The sequence below is a fragment of the Cryobacterium glaciale genome (assembly GCF_004402535.1).
GTDB lineage: Bacteria > Actinomycetota > Actinomycetes > Actinomycetales > Microbacteriaceae > Cryobacterium > Cryobacterium glaciale.
Genome location: NZ_SOEY01000019.1, coordinates 69,648 through 88,349, shown reverse-complemented (window position 1 = coordinate 88,349; position 18,702 = coordinate 69,648). Strand labels below are relative to the sequence as shown.

The window sequence follows — 18,702 nt, the reverse complement described above, 5'->3', positions numbered from 1 at the left end:
TTCACACCGGCACCGTTCACCCTCGGTCCGGCCCTGCTGTTCTGCCCGGCCGACCGGCCCGAGCGCTACGCGAAGGCAGCCGAGCGCTCCGATGCGGTCATCCTCGACCTGGAAGACGCCGTCGCGCCCGCAGACCGGGCGGCGGCGCGGCGGGCGTTGATCGAGTATCCGCTTGACCCGTCCCGCACGATCGTGCGCATCAATCCGTCCGACACCGACGATTTCGCGCTCGACCTGGCCGCGCTCGAGCGCACGGAATACCACGACGTCATGCTCGCCAAGACCATCAGCGCCGGCCAGGTCGAACGGCTCGCGGCGTTTCGGGTGATTGCCCTGTGCGAGACTGCCGCCGGCGTGATCTCCGCAACCGAGATCGCCGCCGAACGCAACGTCGTCGCGCTCATGTGGGGCGCCGAAGACCTCGTCGCCTCCCTCGGCGGCACCTCCAGCCGCCTCGCCGACGGACGCTATCGTGACGTCGCGCGCCAGGCCCGCTCACTGGTGCTGCTCGCGGCCGGTGCCCACGATAAGGCCGCCATCGACGCCGTGCACCTCGACATCACCGACACGGCCGGGCTCCACGACGAGGCAGCGGATGCCGTCGCGAGCGGCTTCACCGCCACCGCCTGCATCCACCCCAGCCAGGTAGCGGTCATTCGTGCCGCCTACCAACCGACCGCCGCCGAGGTGGACTACGCCCTCGGACTGCTCGAGGCCGCCGCGACTGCTCGCGGCGTCTTCCAGCACGAGGGCCGCATGATCGACGGCCCGGTGCTGCGGCACGCGGAGGCCGTGCTGCGCCGAGCCGCGCTCTGACTTCGCCGGGCCCACCTTCGGAAACTGGGCCCATGATCTGTCCTGGGCCCAGTTTCCGGGCCCGGGCCCGGAAAGAAAAAGCGCGCGGGTCAGGCGGCCTTGGCGGCCAGGACCTTTTCGATCGCGTCGACGATCTCGGCCGACTCCGGCTCCACCGAGGAGGCGAAGCGGTCAACGATTTCACCGGTGGGTGTCACCAGGAACTTCTCGAAGTTCCACTTGATCAGGCCGGGCAGCAGGCCCTGCTTGAATTTCGTCAGCTCCGCATAGAGCGGATGCTGGTGCTTGCCCCGCACGTCGACCTTGGCCGTCATCGGAAAGGTGACCCCGTAGGTCATACCGCAGAATTGGGCGATGTCTTCTTCGGTGCCGGGTTCCTGACCCATGAACTGGTTGCTCGGCAGGCCGAGCACGACCAGGCCGTCGTCGGCGTAGCGCTGGTAGAGCGCCTCCAGGCCGGCATACTGCGGGGTGAAGCCGCACTTCGACGCCACGTTGACGACAAGCACCGTTTTCCCGTCAAAGGCACCAAAAGTTGTTTCTGTTCCGTCGATGAGAGTGAGGGGAATATCGTGCAGCGCAGAAAGAGTCATTCGAAGAATTTATCGATCGAGTCTCCGTGCTGGCTGCACGGGACCTGTGTAGATCGTGAATTTCCCCCAAATGGGTGGCGTGCTCGCGTAGTCTATTCTCAGTTCAGAAATCATGGCGGTCCATTAGCGGATCCGGATTTCTCAGCCCGCGCGGCGCAGCGCAGTTCCCGCCGACCGGGCCATCACCCCGTTTCACTCGAATCCGTCCCTTGCAGACCTGCCCCAGTGCAGATGCTCCGACGATCGAGCGTGGCCAGCCGTCGGCATCCGCTTGTCACAATCGCATCAGGAGCACCATGAATTCCTACGTGTCAAAGTCCGCCACACGCACCACCACGGCCAACGAGTACGTCACGCACGACGTTCGTCGTGCCATCACCGCCACCGGCTACGTCAGTGGAACCGCTCAACACCTCGAGGCCGGCGAGTATGTGTCACCGAAGCCGAACACGGCCGGGCGCAGCGCCGCGTAGCCTACGGCCCGGCCGCGTGAAGCGGCACCAGAGAGGGACTCCGCCAAGCGAGGGTCCCTCTTTTCGTGCCCGAAAACGCCGATCGTTCCGGCATCGGTAGACTAAGGGGGTATCTGGCCGGTATTTTGCTTGCCCGCCAGGCACGACACGAGGTACGCGTATGCGCGCTGAAGCCCCCTGAGTATTCCTCGTCGGCTTCGCATGCCCGTGCTCGGTCCCCACACACCTGGACATGCAGTACCGCAGACAACGAAATGAGATTCATGAATAACCACTACCTCGACCTGAGCACTCCGCCGGCACTGCCGGCTCGCGGCATGCGCATCATCCCGCTCGGAGGTCTCGGCGAGATCGGCCGCAACATGACCGTCTTCGAGCACAAGGGAAAGCTGCTCATCATCGACTGCGGCGTTCTCTTCCCCGAAGACAACCAGCCCGGCATCAACGTAATCCTGCCCGACTTCACCGCCATTCGCGACCGCCTGCAGGACATCGAGGCCATCGTGCTCACCCACGGCCACGAAGACCACATCGGCGCCGTCCCCTACCTGCTCAAGGAACGCGGCGACATTCCCGTCGTCGGCTCCAAGCTCACCCTGGCCTTCCTCGCCGCCAAGCTGCAGGAGCACCGCCTCAGCCAGAACTTCATCGAAGTGAAGGAGGGCGAGCGCCGCACCATCGGCCAGTTCGACCTCGAATTCATCGCCGTCAACCACTCCATCCCCGACGGCCTCGCCATCGCCATCCGCACCGAAGCCGGCCTCGTGCTCGCCACCGGCGACTTCAAGATGGACCAGTTCCCGCTCGACAAGCGCCTCACCGACCTCGGTGCCTTCGCCCGTCTGGCCGAAGAGGGCGTCGACCTGTTCATGACGGACTCGACCAACGCCGAGGTTCCCGGCTTCACCACCGCTGAGAAGGACATCGGACCGGCGATCGACACCGTGTTCCGCACCTCCCCGCGGCGCATCATCGTGTCGAGCTTCGCCAGTCACGTGCACCGCATCCAGCAGGTCATCGACGCTGCCGTCAAGCACAACCGCAAGGTGGCCTTCGTCGGCCGCTCCATGGTGCGCAACATGGGCATCGCGAGCGAGCTCGGCTACCTCAACATTCCCAAGGGCCTGCTCGTCGACATGAAGGCGCTCGAGCGGATGAAGGACGACAAGGTCGTTCTCATCTGCACCGGTTCGCAGGGTGAACCGATGGCAGCGCTGTCGCGGATGGCCAACCGTGAGCACGTCATCAAGATCGGCGAGGGCGACACCGTGCTGCTCGCCAGCTCGCTGATCCCCGGCAACGAGAACTCCATCTACCGCGTCATCAACGGCCTGATCCGCTGGGGCGCCAACGTTGTGCACAAGGGCAACGCCAAGGTGCACGTCTCCGGCCACGCGAGCGCCGGCGAGCTCGTCTACTGCTACAACATCGTCAAGCCGGTCAACGTCATGCCGATCCACGGTGAATGGCGCCACCTCACGGCCAACGCCGACCTCGCCATCGCGACCGGTGTTCCCGAAGAAAACGTCATCGTCGTGGAAGACGGCGTCGTCGTCGACCTCGTCGACGGTCACGCCAAGGTCACCGGCCGCGTTGTCGCCGACTACATCTTCGTCGACGGTATGACCGTGGGCGGGGCATCCACTGCCGCGATGGAGGACCGTCGCAAGCTCGCCGAGGACGGCACCATCACCATCCTCGGAATTCTCAACGCCAAGACCGGCACGCTCTCCGAGCCGGTCGAGTTCCTGGCCCGCGGATTCGTGCACGACGACGAGTGGGTCAAGGGCGCCACCAAGGTCATCGATGAGGCCATGAAGGCCGCGAACCGCATCAAGATCGTCGACGGCGCCGAGCTCGAGGACCTGTTCACGCAGTCCGTGAGCCGCTGGATGAACCGCAAGTACCGTCGCAGCCCCGTCATCACCTCCGTGGTGGTCGACGCGTAACCGCTGCACCCAATAGAACGGCCGCATCCTCTGCGAGGATGCGGCCGTTCTGGTTAATCACAGCGGCTACATGAAGTCGTCGGCGGTCGCGTTCGCAATGTCGATCAGCACGAGCTTCGGGTTCTCCTTGGCGATGGCCTGCAGCCGCCACGGCGTGCTGAACAGGGCGAGCAGCGTGCCGTCCGAGCGGGTGAAGACTTCCACCTGGCGGGTTCCGGCGAGCACGAGCGCGCTCTCCTTGTCGGTTTTGCGGGCCACCTGGTAGGGAAGCGATTCCATGCGAATGTCAGCGTGGAAATCGTGCACCATGCGGTCTTCGACGACCTCGAACTGCATCGGCCCGACCGCGCCGAGCACCGGCGCCTGCTCACCGCGCACCTCGGAACGCATCACCTGGATGACGCCCTCGTGGTCGAGCTGGTCGATGCCGCGGCGAAACTGCTTGTGCTTGCTGCTGTCCACCGGGCGAATCGCTCGAAAGTGTTCGGGGGAGAACAGCGGCAGTGGCGGAAACTCCACCCGCTCATCTTCGAAGATCGAGTCGCCCACGCGCAGTGCCGAGGCGTTCACGAGCCCGACGATGTCGCCGGGCCAGGCCTGGTCGGTGACGGTGCGTTCCTTGCCGAACAGCTGCTGGGCGTACTTGGTGGCAAAAGGCCGGCCGGTCGCGGCGTGCGTCACGATCATGCCGCGGCGGAATTCGCCGGAGCACACCCGCACAAAGGCCACGTGGTCGCGGTGCGCCGAGTTCATCCCGGACTGCACCTTGAACACAAACCCCGAGAACGGCGAGGTGACCGTGCGCGGGTTGCCGTCAATATCGATGCGGGCTTCGGCCGGCGGCGCGAACTCAACCAGGGTGTCGAGCAGTTGCTGCACCCCGAAGTTCGCCACGGCGGCGCAGAACAGCACCGGGGTGGTCTGCCCGTCGAGGAACAGTTCGGAGTCGTGATTCTGCGATTCCGCGTCGAGAAGCTCAGATTCTTCGACAGCGGATGCCCACGCCGGGCCTTCCTCGATTGCCGCCTCGGCCGCATCCAGCCGCACCGATTCGGCCACGGTCGCGCCGCCGGCGGTGCGGGTGTAGCGCAGAAAGTCGCCGGAGCGGCGATCGAGCACGCCGCGCAGGTCGCCGGCCTCACCGACCGGCCAATTCAGCGGGGTGGGCAGCAGCCCGGTGCGGGTCTGGATCTCATCCATCAGGGCCAGGGGAGTGTCGCCGGGGCGGTCCCATTTGTTGATGACGGTGATGACGGGTAGTCCGCGCTGCTTGCAGACGGCGAACAGCTTCATAGTCTGCGGCTCAAGGCCTTTGGCGGCGTCGACGAGCATCACCGCGGCATCCACTGCGGAGAGCACCCGAAAGGTGTCCTCGGAGAAGTCGGCGTGGCCGGGGGTGTCGACGAGGTTGATCACAGCGTTGTGGTATTCGAACTGGATCGCGGCGCTCGTCACCGAGATTCCACGGGCTTTCTCCATCTCCATCCAGTCCGAGACGGTGCCGCTGCGGCCAGCCTTCCCGTGCGTGGCGCCGGCGGAGGTGATCGCGCGGGCGTGCAGGAGCAGGGCTTCAGTCAGGGTGGACTTGCCGGCGTCGGGGTGGGAGATCACGGCGAAGGTGCGGCGACGCAGAGCCTCACGGGGAACCTGGGGGTTGGGCACGTCGGCGACGGTGGTCATGGCTGCTTTCCTGCGGCTGGTTCGGGCAGGATACCTCGCCGGCAAATCGATCAGAAGATTCGACAACCGGCGGCCCAGGGCGGATGTGCACCTGCACACTCGGCCCATTTTTCGCGCAACGCCCAGTCTAACAAATCAGGCGCGTACCGACATTCGGCCAGCGCCGACTCGCGCAACGGCCAGTCTAACAAATCAGGCGCGTACCGACATTCGGCCAGCGGTCGCCACTCCTGTTCCGTCGCAGCCGGCGTACGTTTTGGTAACGGTTTAGCGTGCCGCCCGGAAATGTCGGTGGCCTCGCCTAAGGTCGGGCCAAGAGCAGTTTGCGAATGAAAAACCCGGCAGGGGACTGACCGGGAAAACCACCGGGAGGAGTGCACGATGACCCGACAAGTTGTCTCGTCCTCTCTCGATGCGATGTCGATCGACCGTGTCGGGTTGTCCGAGGCCGAGCAGGCCGAGACAACGGTCAGCGCTGATCCGATGCGGCGTCAGATTCCGGGAACCGAGCTGCGCGTGCATCCGTTGGCTCTGGGCTGTAACGCTTTCGGCTGGACGGCGACCGGTGAAGCCTCGCACGCTATTCTCGACGCGCACCGAGGCCTCGGCGGTAATTTTCTCGACACCGCCGACAGTTTTGCCGCCGGGCGCAGTGAAGTGATCATCGGGTCGTGGCTGCGTTCGCGCGGTACCCGCGCAGAAACCGTGGTGGCGACCAAGATCGGTCGCAATCTCGACAATCCCGGGCTGACCCAACGCAGCATCGTGGCCGCGGTCGAAGCCAGTCTCGTGCGGCTCGGCACCGACTATCTCGACCTGCTCTACTTTCACTTCGATGACAAGACCGTGGCCCTCGAAGAGAGCCTCGTTGCCGTTGACGCTCTCGTTCGTGCCGGCAAGGTGCGCTATCTCGGTGCCAGCAATTTCTCCGCGGAACGGCTCATGGAGGCCCGGGTGCTCTCGGCCCTCGGCCTGCCCAAGTTCGTCGCCGCTGAAACGCCCTACAACCTGGTGCACCGCGCCGAGCTCGAAAAAGACGTCGCCGTCGTGGCTCGCGCCCAACACCTCGCCCTCATGCCCGGCTTCGCCCTCGCGCACGGCTTTCTGGCCGGCGCCTTCCGCACCAAAGCGGATGCCGCCGGTACCGCACGCGGGCAGCTCGCCGCGGTCTACCTCAACCGTCGCTCGCTGCGGGTGCTCGCCGTGGTGGACCGCATCGCCGCCGCCCAAGGGGCGGAGCCAGCGTCGATTGCCCTCGCCTGGCTGCTCGCCCGACCCGACGTGGTAGCGCCGGTGGCTGGCGCCGGCCGAGCCGATCAGGTGCAGTCCCTGATCGTGGCGGCCAGCATCCGTCTCGGTCGCAATGACCTGCTCGACCTCGACCGGGTGTCCGCCTACTGATCCAGCGACCTGGGCGTGCGCTAGTCGCCCGACTCGTCGAGCACACGCTGGATGGCGCGCAGCAGGGCGGTGTGAGCGCCGATCGGGTCGCCGAGGTTGGCGCCGGCGAAGGCGCCGTCCCTGGCGAGGAAGAAGTCGTCGGCGGCGTCGCCGGGTCTGGCGTGGCCCATGCCCCGGAACATGTCCTCGATCGAGCGGCCATACCAGTCGCGGTGTGCAGCTACGGCCTGGCGCACCGGGTGGGCCGGGTCGGTGAACTGGGCGGCCGCGTTGATGAACGGGCAGCCATGAAAGCCTTCTCGAATGACCTGGGCTGAGATCTCGGTGACGACGCCACGCAGTCGTTGCTCCGGAGTGTCATACCGGGTGTCGAGGCTCGCGAGAAATTCGCGGGCGAGACGGTCCCGGCCCTGCAGGTAGACGACGATGAGGGCGTCTTTCGAGCGGTAGTACTTATAGAACGTGGCTTTGGTGACCTTGGACTCGCTGATGATGCGGTCCACACCCACGGTGTGAACACCCTCGGTATAGAACAGGCGGTCGGCGGTGGCGAGGATACGCACCTTGGCGTGGGTCGCCGGCCGAACGGCCTCGGCTGTCAGCGTGGTCATGCGGCACTCCTTGATTGAGGGGCAGTAATCGGCCCCAGATGAGCGCAAATCCGGGGGTATTCTCCGGTCGGCATCCAGACTGTAACACACCCTAGACAGACCAGTCTGTCGGATGCCGCTGCACGGGCTATTCCGGCCAAACTGGGGGTGGCTCGCGGTGTTGCGACGCCCGCGACGGGCGTCCGGATCTGGTCTTGTAAGGTGGTGGATGATATGAACGGTGCAGTCGACTTTCCCCTAGACCAGGCCGAACTCTCGTTTCGGGCCGCCGGCGATGCCCTCGTGCGTCGCACCGTCCTGCCGAGCGGGGTGCGCGTCCTCAGCGAGCAGGTACCGGGTGCCCGCAGCCTCACCATCGGCTATTGGGTCGCCGTCGGGTCCCGCGACGAGCAACCGGGCCATTTCGGTTCCACCCACTTTCTCGAGCACCTGCTCTTCAAGGGAACGCCAACACGCTCTGCCCTTGACATAGCGATTTCGTTCGACGCGGTCGGCGGCGAACACAACGCTATGACCGCCAAGGAATACACCTGCTATTACGCCAAGGTGCAAGACCGCGACCTCGGCATGGCCATCGACGTTCTCACCGACATGCTGACCTCTTCGAAACTGGATTCCGATGAATTCGAAACCGAGCGCGGCGTCATTCTCGAGGAACTCGCCATGGCCGACGACGACCCGGCCGACGTCGCCAACGAGCGATTCTTCGAAGCCGTGCTGGGTAAGCATCCGCTCGGCCGCCCGATCGGCGGCAGCGCCGACGACATTCGGGGTGCCACCCGCACGGCCGTGTGGGAGCACTATCAGGCCAACTATCGCCCCCAGGACCTCGTCGTCACGGTCGCCGGTGCCGTCGACCACGACGAGCTCGTCGCCGCTGTGACCCGAGCCCTCGAGCGTGCCGGCTGGGACCTCAGCATTCCCCAGACCCCGGTCAGTCGTCGTAATGGTGCGCCGGCCGAGATTCACCAGGGCCAGGCCGTGACCATCGTCAAACGCCCGTTGGAGCAGGCGAATCTGCTGCTTGGCATGCCCGGCCTGCTGGCGACCGATGACCGCCGAGTCACCATGAGCGTGCTCACCTCCATCTTCGGCGGGGGCATGTCGAGCCGCCTGTTCCAGGAAGTGCGGGAGAAGCGCGGCCTGGCCTACTCGGTCTACTCGTTCGCGCCCGGTTACTCCGACGCCGGCCTGTTCGGCATGTATGCCGGGTGCACACCAGCCAAGGCCGGCCAGGTGGCCGAGCTCATGGTCAGCGAACTGCACCGCCTGGCTGATGGCGGCGTGACCGCCGACGAGATGCAGCGGGCGTCCGGCCAGCTGAGTGGAGCATCCGCTCTCGCACTGGAGGACTCGGACACCCGCATGTCCCGGCTGGGTCGCTCCGAGATCACCCTCGGTGAGTTCGCCGACCTCGACGAAGCCCTGCGCCGACTCGCGCTCGTCACCGCGACCGACGTGCAGGAACTGGCCGCGGAATTGGCCGGCGGTGCCCTGTCGATCTCGGCCGTCGGAGCCCTGGAAGACGACGCCTTCGCGGCCATCCTCCCCGGCTGACCGGCCGCCCCCCGCTTCTGCACCATCCGGCCCGGCCGGGTTCTGAACTGTGAAATGGACAATGATGCCCCAGTACATCTACCTGGTACGCCACGGCGAGCAGCAGGATGCTGAACACGGCCTGCACGACGGCCCGCTCTCGCCGCGCGGTAAGCGCCAGGCGCTTCTGATTGCTGACCGCCTCAGCGGGGTGCCGTTCACCGGGGCCTGGCATTCGCCGCTCCAGCGCGCCGCCGAAACTGCGGAGATCATGGCGGAACGGCTGCCGGCCGTGCAGAGTGAGCCGTCGGCCTTGCTCTTCGACTGCATTCCCTCCGGCCGGGCTGCCGAAACGCCATCGGCGTACGACCCGTTCTTCGGCTCGGTCACTGACGATGAGATCGCGGCGGGACGTGCGCAGATGGAAGACGCGGTCGCCGAATTTCTGCAGCCACGGCGCAGCCAGCGGCACGATCTGCTGATCACCCACAATTTCGTGATCGCCTGGTTTGTGCGTGAGGTGCTCGGGGCCCCCGACTGGCGCTGGGTCGGCATCAACCAGGCAAATTGCGGCCTGACCGTGCTGCAGCAGAAGCCGGGGCGACCTTGGACACTCGTCACCCACAACGATCTCGGCCACCTGCCGGTCGAGTTGCGCACCGGGCTGCCCGAACCCCTGATGTTCTAAACGGTCGGGCGCGGGCAAGTGACGGGGCGATTAATTGGTAGGTTGGTTTCATGACAACGACGGTGGCCATCATTGGCGCAACGGGCAAGATGGGCCGCCTGGTCTCCGACCTGATCGAGCGGACCGAGGGCTTCGACGTCGTCGCCAGGCTCGATTCCCACAGTGAGCTGAGCGAGATGTTGCCCGCGCAGATCGCCGTCGATCTGACCCGCCCCGACGTGAGTCGTGACGTCGTCGACTTTGCGACCGAGCACGGTGTGCGGGTGCTCGTCGGCACCTCCGGCTGGAGCCAGGACGGCATCGACGCTCTTACCCGGCGGCTGGACGGCCGCGACGATACCGGCGTCATCATTATTCCGAACTTCTCGATCGGGTCGGTGCTGGCAACGGCATTCGCGGCCCTCGCCGCCCGGTTCTACGACTCCATCGAAATTGTTGAAGCGCATCAGCCCTCCAAAGTCGATTCACCGTCGGGCACGGCCGTGCGCACCGCCGAACTGATCGGCCGGGCGCGCGCCGAACTGGGCCCCGTCTCGGCACCACATACCGACCAGCGCGCCCGCGGCCAGCAGGTCTCGAGCGTGCCCGTGCACAGCCTGCGCCTGTCCGGCCTGCTCGCTCGGCAGGACGTCTTTCTGGGCGGCACCGGGGAAACCCTGACGATCAGCCACAACACGCTGTCCCCGAGTGCCTATGAGAGCGGCATTCTGCTCGCTCTCCGAGCTGCGCGGACGGCGACGGGAGTGACGGTCGGCCTCGACCAGATCGTGGATCTGGGGTTCGGTACGCCCGCTGCCACCGAAGGAGCCTCCAAATGAAGGGCAAGATCGCCGTCGTCGTCATGGCGGTGCTGCTGGTCTTCTATCTCGTGCTGGTCGGAGTTCGCGCAGTACTCTTCGTCCAGAGCGGTGAGCCGATCGGCATCGCCATCGGGCTCGCGCTCCTCATCCTGCCGCTGATCGGATTCTGGGCCCTCGCCCGGGAGGTTGCGTTCGGCATCCGCTCGGAACGGCTCGTGCGTCAGCTCGACGATCTCGGCGGGCTTCCCTCCGCCGACCTGCCGGTGCGCCCGAGCGGTCGCCCATACCGGGATGCCGCCGACGAGCAGTTTCCGGCCGCGCAGGCCGAGGTGGAAGCCGAACCCGAGAACTGGCACGCCTGGCTGCGGCTCGGACTGGCCTACGACGCGTCCGGCGATCGCAAGCGCGCCCGTGGTGCCATTCGCACCGCGATCGCCCTCGAGCGCACGCCGAAGTAGCCCCTGGCCGGCCGGCTATGGCTGGCGCAGCATCCAGGCGATCGCGGTGGCCGGCGTGCGATGGAAGAATTCAAACCCGTCGTCGAGCAGTTTCTGGGCGCTGACCTGCTGGTCGGCGAGCAGCAGCTGGCGCGCAGCGTCCTGCAGCACGAGCGTCAGGATCGGCTTCGGGACCGGCAGAACGAAGGGTCGGTGAAGCGCGGTGGCGAGTCCCCGAATGATGTCGTTGGACGTCGCAGGGGTCGGCCCGACCAGATTGACCGGGCCGGAGAGGGTCGAGGTCAGCAGGTGCACGATGGCCGCAGCTTCGTCGTGCAGGCTCACCCAGGCCCAGTGCTGGGCACCGCCGCCGAGTGGTCCGGCCAGACCGAGTTTCGCCAGTGGCAGTACCGGTTTCAAAGCACCGCCCTTGGCGAGGACGAGGCCGGTGCGCAGCATGACGACCCGAGTCGGTTCGGGCGCGAGCGCAGCGGCGGCTTCCCACTGCGTCACCACGTCGGCCAGAAAATCTGTTCCCACAGCGGATGTCTCGCTCAGGATCTCCCCGGGGCGGTCACCGTAGACCCCCACGGCAGAGCCGTTCAGCAGCACTCTCGGCGGGGTGGCCGCCCTGGCCAGCGCATCGGTGATCGTGCGGGTAGCCGACAGGCGAGAATTCAGGATTTCTTTGCGATAGCTCGACGTCCACGGGAGCCGTGCGAGGGAGGCCCCCGACAGGTTGACGACCGCGTCGATATCGTCGAGGACGCGGGCATCCAGGGCGTTGGCGGCCGGGTCCCACCGGATTTCGTTCTTGTCGAGGGCTTCCCGACGTACCAGCCGCACGGGAGTGTGACCGGCTGCGGCGAGTTGACGGCTCAGTTCCCGGCCGATGAGGCCGGAAGCTCCGGCGATCAGAACGCGCATAGAAGGGTGGCCTAGGCCAACTCGGCCTCAATGGTGATGGGAATTCCCGCGAGTGCCTTCGAGATTGGGCAGTTCTCCTTCGCGTCCTGCGCGAAGGCCTCGAACTCGGCCTCGGACAGGCCGGGGACCTTTGCGCTGACCAGCAAATGGCTGCCGATAACGCCGGTGCCGGCCGCGAAGGTGACGGCGGCGGTGGTCTGAATATTTTCCGGGCTGTGGCCGGCCTTGCCGAGCACTCCGGCGAGGGCCATCGAGAAGCAGGCTGCGTGGGCGGCACCGAGGAGTTCCTCGGGGTTGGTGGTGTTGGAGACGCCTTCAGCGCGGGCTTTCCAGTTCACCGAGAATTCGGCGGCGTGCGAAGAATCGAGGGTGACCGTGCCTGAACCGGTCGGAAGATCGCCGGTCCAGACGGTGGTTGCTTCACTGGTGAGCGTCGTGGGCATGGTGTTACCTCCAGGTGATTGGATTCCACCCTAACCGTCCTACCTGCCCTACGAACGAGTCTCGTCTGGGAATTGCCTGAGAGCCAGCCGACACGCCCGGGGAGCGCAACCGACGGTGTGCCGGGCGTGTCCCGGTCGGAGTGGAGAGCGCGGCTCAGACGTTTCCGACGGTTCTGCGGCCCCGGTTGAGTACGCCGAATCGCACCAGCAGCAGGTAGATCTGGCAGCCCAGGCAGTAGTCGAAGACCGCGTTTAGAAAGGCAGCGACGAATGCGGCGGCCGCAGCGATTCCGACAGCGCCGGGTACACCGGCCAGGCCCAGAATCAGGCCGACCAGGGTCACGGCCAGGCCGACGCCCTGCGCGAAGGTGGGCGGGGCCGCGTCTTCGAGCTCCGTTGGTGGTGCGAGGTGTGGCCGCACGAATTTCTTGAAGAGAACCCCATACGGATGCCGACCGGCGCCGGCCAGTGCACCCCACGCGAACAGCGCGGTGATCGCTGCCAGCAGGGTCAGCGCGGCAGCGGATGCCCCGGTGAGCGAGAGGAACACGACCACGAGCAGCAGCACGGCCGTCAGGCTTGCGCCGAAGCGGGGCCCGCGCGGGTCGAGCCGGGCGCGAGGTGGCTTAGACATGTGAGCTCCCGGGTGCGGTGGTGAGTGTGCGACGGGTGGTGTTCTGCGTGATCGCATCGAGCGTCGCGCTGATATCGGCTCGACTGGGTGCTCCGCCCACGCGGGCTCGCACCCGCCCGGACCCGTCCAAAATCAGGGTCGTCGGGGTTTGCAGAACGGCGAACCGGTTGGCGAGATCGGGGCGGTGGGTGAGATCCACGTCCACGTGCACCACCCCGGGGCGCTGCTCGGCCACCGCATCCAGCAGACGGCGGGTACCCGGGCAACGCGCGCACAACTCGGTCGAAAACTGCACCAGGGTGGCGGCGGGGCCGAACGCGGTCGGCGAGGCGACATCCGCTGGCGTGATTATGTCGCCGGCCACCGAGGCCACTCGCCCCTGGCGCGCCCGCCAGACCAGGCCCAGAACGGTCGTGGCAGCCAACAGGGCGAACAACAGTCCGATCGCTTCGAGTGGGTTCATGATGTCGACGTTACGTGGGTGCGGGTCCGGTCGGTGGACTGTGACGACAGATTACGGGCGCGCGGGGGCAATCCGGCCGACAGACCGGCTAGCCTGAGGCGGTGTCTGAAATTGAGTTCCGATCTGAGATGACCGTGGAGTTGGTGCGTTCGAGCGCCCACGACTCCGACGTGCTGTTTGCCGCCCGGGTGTCGACCCTGGGGGAGCAGACCCTGGAACAGAGCCAGCTCGACGGCTCCGCGAGCGAGGTCGACGAGAAACGTGACCGCGGGCTGATCAACTACCTCATGCGCGACCGGCACGGCTCGCCGTTCGAACACAACTCAATGACGTTTTATGTGCGGGCGCCGATTTTCGTGTTCCGCGAGTTCATGCGGCACCGAATCGCGTCCTATAACGAAGAGTCGGGGCGCTACCGGGAGCTGGGCCCCGTGTTCTACGTGCCGTCCGCCGAACGCAATCTCGTGCAGGTCGGCAAGCCGGGCGCCTACGACTTTCTGCCCGGCTCGGCAGAGCAGACCGCGCTCGTGCAGCAGCAGACTCGCGCCGCCGCAATTCACGCCTACGAGGCATACCAGCGGATGCTTGAGGCCGGCGTCGCCCGTGAAGTCGCCCGCATCGTGCTGCCGCTCAACATCTATTCCTCGATGTATGTCACGCTCAACGCTCGCTCGCTGATGAACTTTCTCAGCCTGCGCACCAAGCGCGAGGGCTCCTCGTTCCCGTCGTTCCCGCAGCGCGAGATTGAGATGTGCGCCGAGCAGATGGAGGCCCACTTCGAGCAGCTCATGCCTCTTACTCACGCCGCCTTCAACCAGAATGGTCGAGTCTCCCCGTAACTGGTTTGCGGAGCGACGGGCGGGGAAGCGATAGCCTGTACCTCGTGTCTACCTCTACGAATCCCTTTGGCCAGGTGCTGGTCGCGCTGGTCACCCCGTTTACCTTTGATGGCGAAGTGGACTGGGCCGGGGTGGAGAAGCACATCGACGACGTCATCAACGCCGGTGCCGATGGCATCGTCGTCACGGGCACGACCGGTGAGACGAGTACCCTGACCGACCCTGAGAAGATCCGTCTGGTCGAGGTCGGCAAATCGGTCGCGAACGGCCGGGCCAAGATCATCACCGGCGGCGGCTCGAACGAGACCGCGCACGCCATGCAGCTCGCGCGGCAGAGCGAGAAGGCCGGTGCCGACGGCAACATGATCGTCACCCCGTACTACAACAAGCCGACGCAGGCCGGAATCCTCACCCACTTTCGCATGATCGCGGATGCCACGGACCTCCCCGTCATCCTCTACGACATCCCTGGTCGCACCGGTGTAGCGATCGCCTACGAGACCATCCTGCGCGCGGCAAAGCACCCCAATATCCTCGCCATCAAAGATGCCAAGGGCGACTTCGCCCAGGTCAGCCGGGTACTGAACCAGACCGACCTCATGTACTTCTCCGGTGACGACCCCAATGTGCTGGCGCACCTGTCGATCGGCGCGACCGGCCTGATCGGCGTCACCGGCAACATCACGGCGACCCCGTACCGACACATGGTCGACGCTGTCAATCGTGGCGACCTCAAGGTAGCCACAGCCGCTCACCAGCAACTGGAACCGCTCGTGCGTGCCGTGATGACCCACGTTCCCGGAACAGTCGCCGTGAAATACATTTTGCACGGACTCGGTCGCATCGGCAGCCCGCGAGTGCGCCTGCCCCTGGTCGGCCCTGAAGACTCCGAAGCCGCCCAGATCGAAGACGAATTGTCGCTGGTCAGGGACATCCCCGGCGTGGACTTCTCCAACTTCCGCCCGGACCGCAACGCGGCCGCCGGCGGATCGCTGCCCAAGGTCGCCGGTACCACGCGCTAGGGGCGGGCCGGCTGCTCGCGGCACGAGCTTCGCTGGTAGAGGCACGAGGAACGTGTTTCGCTGGTCGAGGCGCGAGGAACGTGTTTCGCTGGTCGAGGCGCGAGGCGCGAGGCGCGAGGAACGAGTTCCGCTGGTCGAGGCGCGAGGAACGAGCGATCGAGACCTGTTCGTTGGCTTCGTGCGGGATCTCGATCGCTCGCAAGCTCGTGCCTCGATCAGCGAGGTGCGCTGGTCGACCCCGCCGACGCCGTCTGGTGGACAGCGACACGCAGGCGCACCTAACGCTAGGATCAGCCCATCGAGCTTGACCAGGTCCGGTCAGCCGGGTGGGGAGTCTCGTGAACATCGCACGTAAATGGGTTTTCCCCGTCCTTCGGCTGATTGTGATCGCGGCCATCGCGGTGGCCCTCGTGAAGCTCGCGTTTTACCCCGACAATGCCGTGGACAGCAACCCCGCCGAACCGACCGGTGTCATCGTCGAACCCCAGATTCCGGTGGCCCTCGGCACCATCAGCAACGACGTGACCCTGCCAGGCACGGTCAGCGCCGACCCGGCCGTCGCGGTCAAGGCGACCGCCATCGGCACTGTTGACGAGATCTTCGTGGCGGCCGGACAGGCCGTGAACAAAGACGACAAGATCTACGACATCCGGGTCGAAACAATCAAGGACCCCGTCGAAACAACGGATGCCGATGGCAACGTCACCATCACCCAGCCCAAACCGGTGGTCACCTTCGTCAAGGTGCTCGCCCCGATCACCGGCATCCTCAGCTCGCTCACTGTGATCCACGGCCAGAGCGTGGCCGTTGGGGACGCGACCGGGCAGGTCGCGCCACCGAGCTTCTCGGTGAGCGGAGCGCTCAGCCCCGAGCAGCAGTACCGGCTGCTGACCAGGCCGACTGAGGCATCCGTTGCGATCACGAATGGGCCGGCACCGTTCACCTGCACCGGCCTGACCATCACTACTCCGCTGGCCGGTGCCCAGGCCGGCGGTGACGGCGGGGCCGGTGGAGAGACGGGAACGAGCGGCACCACCGTGACCTGCGCGATTCCGGCCGAAGTGACCGTCTTCTCCGGCCTGGCCGCGCAGATCACCATCGCCGCCGGGCTGGCCGAGAACGTGCTCGTTGTGCCGACCACCGCTGTGGAGGGCTCCGCCGAAACGGGCGTCGTCTGGTACGTGCTGCCGGACGGCGGCACCGAGGAACGCCCGGTCACGCTCGGTATGACCGACGGCGTCAACGTGCAGGTCGTCGACGGGCTCGTCGAGGGTGACCTGATCAACCAGTTCGTGCCCGGTGCCGTCGCTGGCGGAGAATCGGGCTGCGAACTTCAGCCCGACGGCAGCGAAGTATGCTTCGGACCCAGCATCTCGAGCACCGGGATCTCCAGATGACCCTGCTGCACCTCGAGGGCGTGACTCGCACCGTGCAGCTCATCGATGCGCCGCCGCTCACGATTCTCTCCGGCGTCGATCTCGACGTCGACGTGGGTGACCGCGTGTCGATCGTCGGGCGTTCCGGTTCGGGCAAGACGACCCTGCTGAACCTGCTCGGACTGCTCGACAACCCGACGAGCGGCACCATGCTGTTCGAAGAACGCCCGGTGCAGTCGCTGTCCTCGGGCGCCAGGGACCGGCTGCGCGGACGCGAGGTCGGGTTCATCTTTCAACAGTTCAACCTGCTTCAGGGCCGCACCGCCCTCGAAAACGTGATGACACCGCTGCTCTACGCCGAGGGTCGCCAATTCTGGCAGCGCGTCCGCATCGCCACCGAGATGCTCGAACGGGTCGGCCTCGGCGACCGACTCGGCTCGCTGCCCGACCGATTGAGCGGCGGTGAGCAACAGCGCGTGGCGATCGCCCGCTCTCTGGTGCGCGGGCCGCGACTGATCCTCGCCGACGAGCCCACCGGTGCCCTCGACCTCGAAACCGGCGAAACGGTGATGGACCTCATCGACGAGGTCGCCACCGAATCCGGCGCAGCCCTCGTCACCATCACCCACGATCCGGCCATCGCCGCCCGCGCCACCCGGCACCTGCGGCTCGACCACGGCGTGCTCCAGGCCACCAGCACGGTTCCGGCATGAAGCGTGTCGTGAGTAACCTCGTGGGCGCGGTCATCGAGGCGTGGCAGGAAGTGCGCATCCACAAGACCCGCGTCATGCTGTCGCTGATCGGTGTGGCCGTGGCCGTCTGCGCCATCACGACCGTGGTCGGGCTTGGCGGGGTGGCCCAGCAGGCCACCATCGAGCAGAGCGAACGATCCGGAGGCCGCGCCGCGAGCCTCTACCTGTCGGCGTCGATGAACGACGGCTCCAACCCGACCGCGATGCCCGAAATCTGGCGCACGGCGCTCGAGCGATACCAGATCGACTACGCCAGCCGGGTCGTCAACACCAGCCAGACGGTGCAGTTCGCCGACGGTGCCGTGCCGGTGCAGACTATCGGCGTCGACCCGCCGTATGGGACCATGCACCGCATCACCCTTGAGGAGGGCACCTGGTTCACCGACGCCGACCAGACCCGGCTGGCCCCCGCAGTGCTCATCAACTCCATCTTCTGGGACCGCCTCGGACGCCCGGACCTGCGCACGCACCCGACGACGACCCTGGTCGGTGAACGCAGCACGACGGCCGTCGTCACCGGTGTTTACCCGGCGCTCTCCTACGAGACCGAACCGGCGATGTACATGCTCGCCGACGCGCTGACCGCCATCACCCCGGTCGTCACCGACCCGAACCTGCAGCAATTCGGACCGCCATCGTACGAACTGTGGGTGCCGGTCGAGCTATCCGAACAACTCGTGACGGCGCTGCAACGCGACGTGCAGGGTGCGCTGGGCAGCGATGCCTTCGTTCAGGTGAACCGGCAGGACTACGCGGCGTTCCAGGACGGAGACCCCTACCTCTCCCTCAAGCTCACGGTCGGCGCTATCGCCGGTCTGGTGCTGTTGCTCGGAGCACTCGGCCTGGTGAACATCGCCCTGGTCACCCTCAAGCAGCGCATCCGGGAGATCGGGATTCGGCGCAGCTTCGGGGCGACCGCGGCCCGGGTCTTCTTCGCCGTCATGATGGAAAGCGTCGTCGCGACCGTCGTCGCCGGCATCGTCGGCGTGATCGCCGCCGTGCTCATCGTGAAGAGCCCGTTCGTCGAGGACTTCATCAGCCAGGGCCAGGTCACCGACTTTCCACCGTTCCCGGTCGAAGCGGCCATTCTCGGCCTGGTCTGCGCGACCGTTGTCGGTGCCCTTGCCGGGCTGATCCCGGCGCTGGTCGCGGTGCGGGTGAAGGTGATCGACGCCATCCGTTATTGATGCCGTCCACTACGCCGCAAACGGATTCCGCCGCCCGGCTTTCGCAGCCGCTCGGGCCGCCGAGTCAGGCAGGCC

General features: G+C 66.2%; 20 protein-coding genes. 13 read left to right on the top strand and 7 right to left on the bottom strand.

The window, feature by feature from the left end; genetic code table 11:
- The first annotated feature begins 33 nt into the window (after positions 1 to 33).
- Positions 34 to 816: an HpcH/HpaI aldolase/citrate lyase family protein gene (locus E3O06_RS09675; RefSeq protein WP_134503351.1), complete on the top strand. Its 783-nt coding sequence runs from the start codon at positions 34 to 36 to the stop codon at positions 814 to 816.
- A gap of 89 nt (positions 817 to 905) precedes the next feature.
- Here E3O06_RS09675 and E3O06_RS09670 read toward each other — a convergent pair whose 3' ends face one another.
- A complete protein-coding gene (locus E3O06_RS09670; RefSeq protein ID WP_134503159.1) occupies positions 906 to 1,409 on the bottom strand; it encodes a glutathione peroxidase in 504 nt (167 codons plus the stop codon).
- A 296-nt stretch (positions 1,410 to 1,705) separates the two neighbouring features.
- Here E3O06_RS09670 and E3O06_RS17550 point away from each other — a divergent pair, with 296 nt between their 5' ends.
- The gene (locus tag E3O06_RS17550) at positions 1,706 to 1,882 is read left to right on the top strand and encodes a hypothetical protein (protein ID WP_166788170.1); all 177 of its coding nucleotides are present in this window, start codon (positions 1,706 to 1,708) and stop codon (positions 1,880 to 1,882) included.
- Between the two features lie 263 nt (positions 1,883 to 2,145).
- Positions 2,146 to 3,831: a ribonuclease J gene (locus tag E3O06_RS09665; RefSeq protein ID WP_134503157.1), complete on the top strand. Its 1,686-nt coding sequence runs from the start codon at positions 2,146 to 2,148 to the stop codon at positions 3,829 to 3,831.
- Positions 3,832 to 3,897: 66 nt separating this feature from the next.
- On the opposite strand, the gene E3O06_RS09660 is transcribed toward E3O06_RS09665, so the two are convergent.
- Positions 3,898 to 5,511: a peptide chain release factor 3 gene (locus E3O06_RS09660; RefSeq protein WP_134503155.1), complete on the bottom strand. Its 1,614-nt coding sequence runs from the start codon at positions 5,509 to 5,511 to the stop codon at positions 3,898 to 3,900.
- A gap of 381 nt (positions 5,512 to 5,892) precedes the next feature.
- Here E3O06_RS09660 and E3O06_RS09655 point away from each other — a divergent pair, with 381 nt between their 5' ends.
- Complete coding sequence (locus E3O06_RS09655) at positions 5,893 to 6,912, top strand: aldo/keto reductase (protein ID WP_241980032.1); 1,020 nt, start codon at positions 5,893 to 5,895, stop codon at positions 6,910 to 6,912.
- A gap of 20 nt (positions 6,913 to 6,932) precedes the next feature.
- Here E3O06_RS09655 and E3O06_RS09650 read toward each other — a convergent pair whose 3' ends face one another.
- Positions 6,933 to 7,523 carry a TetR/AcrR family transcriptional regulator gene (locus tag E3O06_RS09650; RefSeq protein WP_134503153.1) on the bottom strand — a complete coding sequence of 197 codons (591 nt, stop codon included), beginning with the start codon at positions 7,521 to 7,523 and terminating at the stop codon, positions 6,933 to 6,935.
- A gap of 213 nt (positions 7,524 to 7,736) precedes the next feature.
- On the opposite strand from E3O06_RS09650, the gene E3O06_RS09645 reads away from it, so the two are divergent.
- The 4 genes from E3O06_RS09645 (at position 7,737) to E3O06_RS09630 (ending at position 11,005) form a co-directional block, all read left to right on the top strand.
- On the top strand, positions 7,737 to 9,080 hold the full coding sequence (locus tag E3O06_RS09645) for a M16 family metallopeptidase (protein ID WP_134503151.1): 1,344 nt from the start codon (positions 7,737 to 7,739) through the stop codon (positions 9,078 to 9,080).
- Between the two features lie 64 nt (positions 9,081 to 9,144).
- Positions 9,145 to 9,747, top strand: a complete 603-nt coding sequence (locus E3O06_RS09640; protein WP_134503149.1) for a histidine phosphatase family protein — start codon at positions 9,145 to 9,147, stop codon at positions 9,745 to 9,747.
- 50 nt (positions 9,748 to 9,797) lie between these two features.
- Positions 9,798 to 10,565: a 4-hydroxy-tetrahydrodipicolinate reductase gene (gene dapB / locus E3O06_RS09635; protein ID WP_134503147.1), complete on the top strand. Its 768-nt coding sequence runs from the start codon at positions 9,798 to 9,800 to the stop codon at positions 10,563 to 10,565.
- Positions 10,562 to 11,005, top strand: coding sequence for a tetratricopeptide repeat protein (locus tag E3O06_RS09630; protein WP_134503145.1), 444 nt, complete (start codon positions 10,562 to 10,564; stop codon positions 11,003 to 11,005). Before dapB ends, E3O06_RS09630 begins: the two co-directional genes overlap by 4 nt.
- 15 nt (positions 11,006 to 11,020) lie before the next feature.
- Here the strand turns inward: E3O06_RS09630 and E3O06_RS09625 are convergent, their stop codons facing one another.
- The 4 genes from E3O06_RS09625 to E3O06_RS09610 form a co-directional block, all read right to left on the bottom strand.
- Positions 11,021 to 11,911 carry a TIGR01777 family oxidoreductase gene (locus E3O06_RS09625; RefSeq protein WP_134503143.1) on the bottom strand — a complete coding sequence of 297 codons (891 nt, stop codon included), beginning with the start codon at positions 11,909 to 11,911 and terminating at the stop codon, positions 11,021 to 11,023.
- 11 nt (positions 11,912 to 11,922) lie between these two features.
- Positions 11,923 to 12,354, bottom strand: coding sequence for an OsmC family peroxiredoxin (locus E3O06_RS09620; protein ID WP_134503141.1), 432 nt, complete (start codon positions 12,352 to 12,354; stop codon positions 11,923 to 11,925).
- A 154-nt stretch (positions 12,355 to 12,508) separates the two neighbouring features.
- Positions 12,509 to 12,988, bottom strand: a complete 480-nt coding sequence (locus E3O06_RS09615) for a DUF4395 domain-containing protein (RefSeq protein WP_134503139.1) — start codon at positions 12,986 to 12,988, stop codon at positions 12,509 to 12,511.
- Entirely contained in the window at positions 12,981 to 13,451 is a 471-nt protein-coding gene (locus E3O06_RS09610; protein ID WP_134503137.1) for a TlpA family protein disulfide reductase, read from the bottom strand. Before E3O06_RS09610 ends, E3O06_RS09615 begins: the two co-directional genes overlap by 8 nt.
- Positions 13,452 to 13,579: 128 nt before the next feature.
- On the opposite strand from E3O06_RS09610, the gene thyX reads away from it, so the two are divergent.
- The 5 genes from thyX (at position 13,580) to E3O06_RS09585 (ending at position 18,627) form a co-directional block, all read left to right on the top strand.
- Positions 13,580 to 14,290, top strand: a complete 711-nt coding sequence (gene thyX / locus E3O06_RS09605) for an FAD-dependent thymidylate synthase (RefSeq protein WP_134503349.1) — start codon at positions 13,580 to 13,582, stop codon at positions 14,288 to 14,290.
- Between the two features lie 44 nt (positions 14,291 to 14,334).
- Positions 14,335 to 15,312 (top strand): 4-hydroxy-tetrahydrodipicolinate synthase, encoded by a 978-nt coding sequence (gene dapA / locus E3O06_RS09600; RefSeq protein WP_092111788.1) that lies wholly within the window; start codon positions 14,335 to 14,337, stop codon positions 15,310 to 15,312.
- A 338-nt stretch (positions 15,313 to 15,650) separates the two neighbouring features.
- A complete protein-coding gene (locus E3O06_RS09595) occupies positions 15,651 to 16,709 on the top strand; it encodes a permuted SH3 domain-containing protein (RefSeq protein WP_174843218.1) in 1,059 nt (352 codons plus the stop codon).
- Positions 16,706 to 17,401 carry an ABC transporter ATP-binding protein gene (locus E3O06_RS09590; RefSeq protein WP_134503135.1) on the top strand — a complete coding sequence of 232 codons (696 nt, stop codon included), beginning with the start codon at positions 16,706 to 16,708 and terminating at the stop codon, positions 17,399 to 17,401. The genes E3O06_RS09595 and E3O06_RS09590 overlap by 4 nt, the downstream gene beginning before the upstream one ends.
- On the top strand, positions 17,398 to 18,627 hold the full coding sequence (locus E3O06_RS09585; protein WP_134503133.1) for an ABC transporter permease: 1,230 nt from the start codon (positions 17,398 to 17,400) through the stop codon (positions 18,625 to 18,627). The genes E3O06_RS09590 and E3O06_RS09585 overlap by 4 nt, the downstream gene beginning before the upstream one ends.
- The last annotated feature ends 75 nt before the right edge of the window (positions 18,628 to 18,702 follow it).

What these genes read in the sequence shown, in the direction of transcription:
- E3O06_RS09670 (WP_134503159.1), bottom strand. Translation starts at nt 1,409, where the DNA reads ATGACTCTTTCTGCGCTGCACGATATTCCCCTCACTCTCATCGACGGA.
- E3O06_RS17550 (WP_166788170.1), top strand. Translation starts at nt 1,706, where the DNA reads ATGAATTCCTACGTGTCAAAGTCCGCCACACGCACCACCACGGCCAAC.
- E3O06_RS09665 (WP_134503157.1), top strand. Translation starts at nt 2,146, where the DNA reads ATGAATAACCACTACCTCGACCTGAGCACTCCGCCGGCACTGCCGGCT.
- E3O06_RS09660 (WP_134503155.1), bottom strand. Translation starts at nt 5,511, where the DNA reads ATGACCACCGTCGCCGACGTGCCCAACCCCCAGGTTCCCCGTGAGGCT.
- E3O06_RS09655 (WP_241980032.1), top strand. Translation starts at nt 5,893, where the DNA reads ATGACCCGACAAGTTGTCTCGTCCTCTCTCGATGCGATGTCGATCGAC.
- E3O06_RS09650 (WP_134503153.1), bottom strand. Translation starts at nt 7,523, where the DNA reads ATGACCACGCTGACAGCCGAGGCCGTTCGGCCGGCGACCCACGCCAAG.
- E3O06_RS09645 (WP_134503151.1), top strand. Translation starts at nt 7,737, where the DNA reads ATGAACGGTGCAGTCGACTTTCCCCTAGACCAGGCCGAACTCTCGTTT.
- E3O06_RS09640 (WP_134503149.1), top strand. Translation starts at nt 9,145, where the DNA reads ATGCCCCAGTACATCTACCTGGTACGCCACGGCGAGCAGCAGGATGCT.
- dapB (WP_134503147.1), top strand. Translation starts at nt 9,798, where the DNA reads ATGACAACGACGGTGGCCATCATTGGCGCAACGGGCAAGATGGGCCGC.
- E3O06_RS09630 (WP_134503145.1), top strand. Translation starts at nt 10,562, where the DNA reads ATGAAGGGCAAGATCGCCGTCGTCGTCATGGCGGTGCTGCTGGTCTTC.
- E3O06_RS09625 (WP_134503143.1), bottom strand. Translation starts at nt 11,911, where the DNA reads ATGCGCGTTCTGATCGCCGGAGCTTCCGGCCTCATCGGCCGGGAACTG.
- E3O06_RS09620 (WP_134503141.1), bottom strand. Translation starts at nt 12,354, where the DNA reads ATGCCCACGACGCTCACCAGTGAAGCAACCACCGTCTGGACCGGCGAT.
- E3O06_RS09615 (WP_134503139.1), bottom strand. Translation starts at nt 12,988, where the DNA reads ATGTCTAAGCCACCTCGCGCCCGGCTCGACCCGCGCGGGCCCCGCTTC.
- E3O06_RS09610 (WP_134503137.1), bottom strand. Translation starts at nt 13,451, where the DNA reads ATGAACCCACTCGAAGCGATCGGACTGTTGTTCGCCCTGTTGGCTGCC.
- thyX (WP_134503349.1), top strand. Translation starts at nt 13,580, where the DNA reads ATGACCGTGGAGTTGGTGCGTTCGAGCGCCCACGACTCCGACGTGCTG.
- E3O06_RS09590 (WP_134503135.1), top strand. Translation starts at nt 16,706, where the DNA reads ATGACCCTGCTGCACCTCGAGGGCGTGACTCGCACCGTGCAGCTCATC.
- E3O06_RS09585 (WP_134503133.1), top strand. Translation starts at nt 17,398, where the DNA reads ATGAAGCGTGTCGTGAGTAACCTCGTGGGCGCGGTCATCGAGGCGTGG.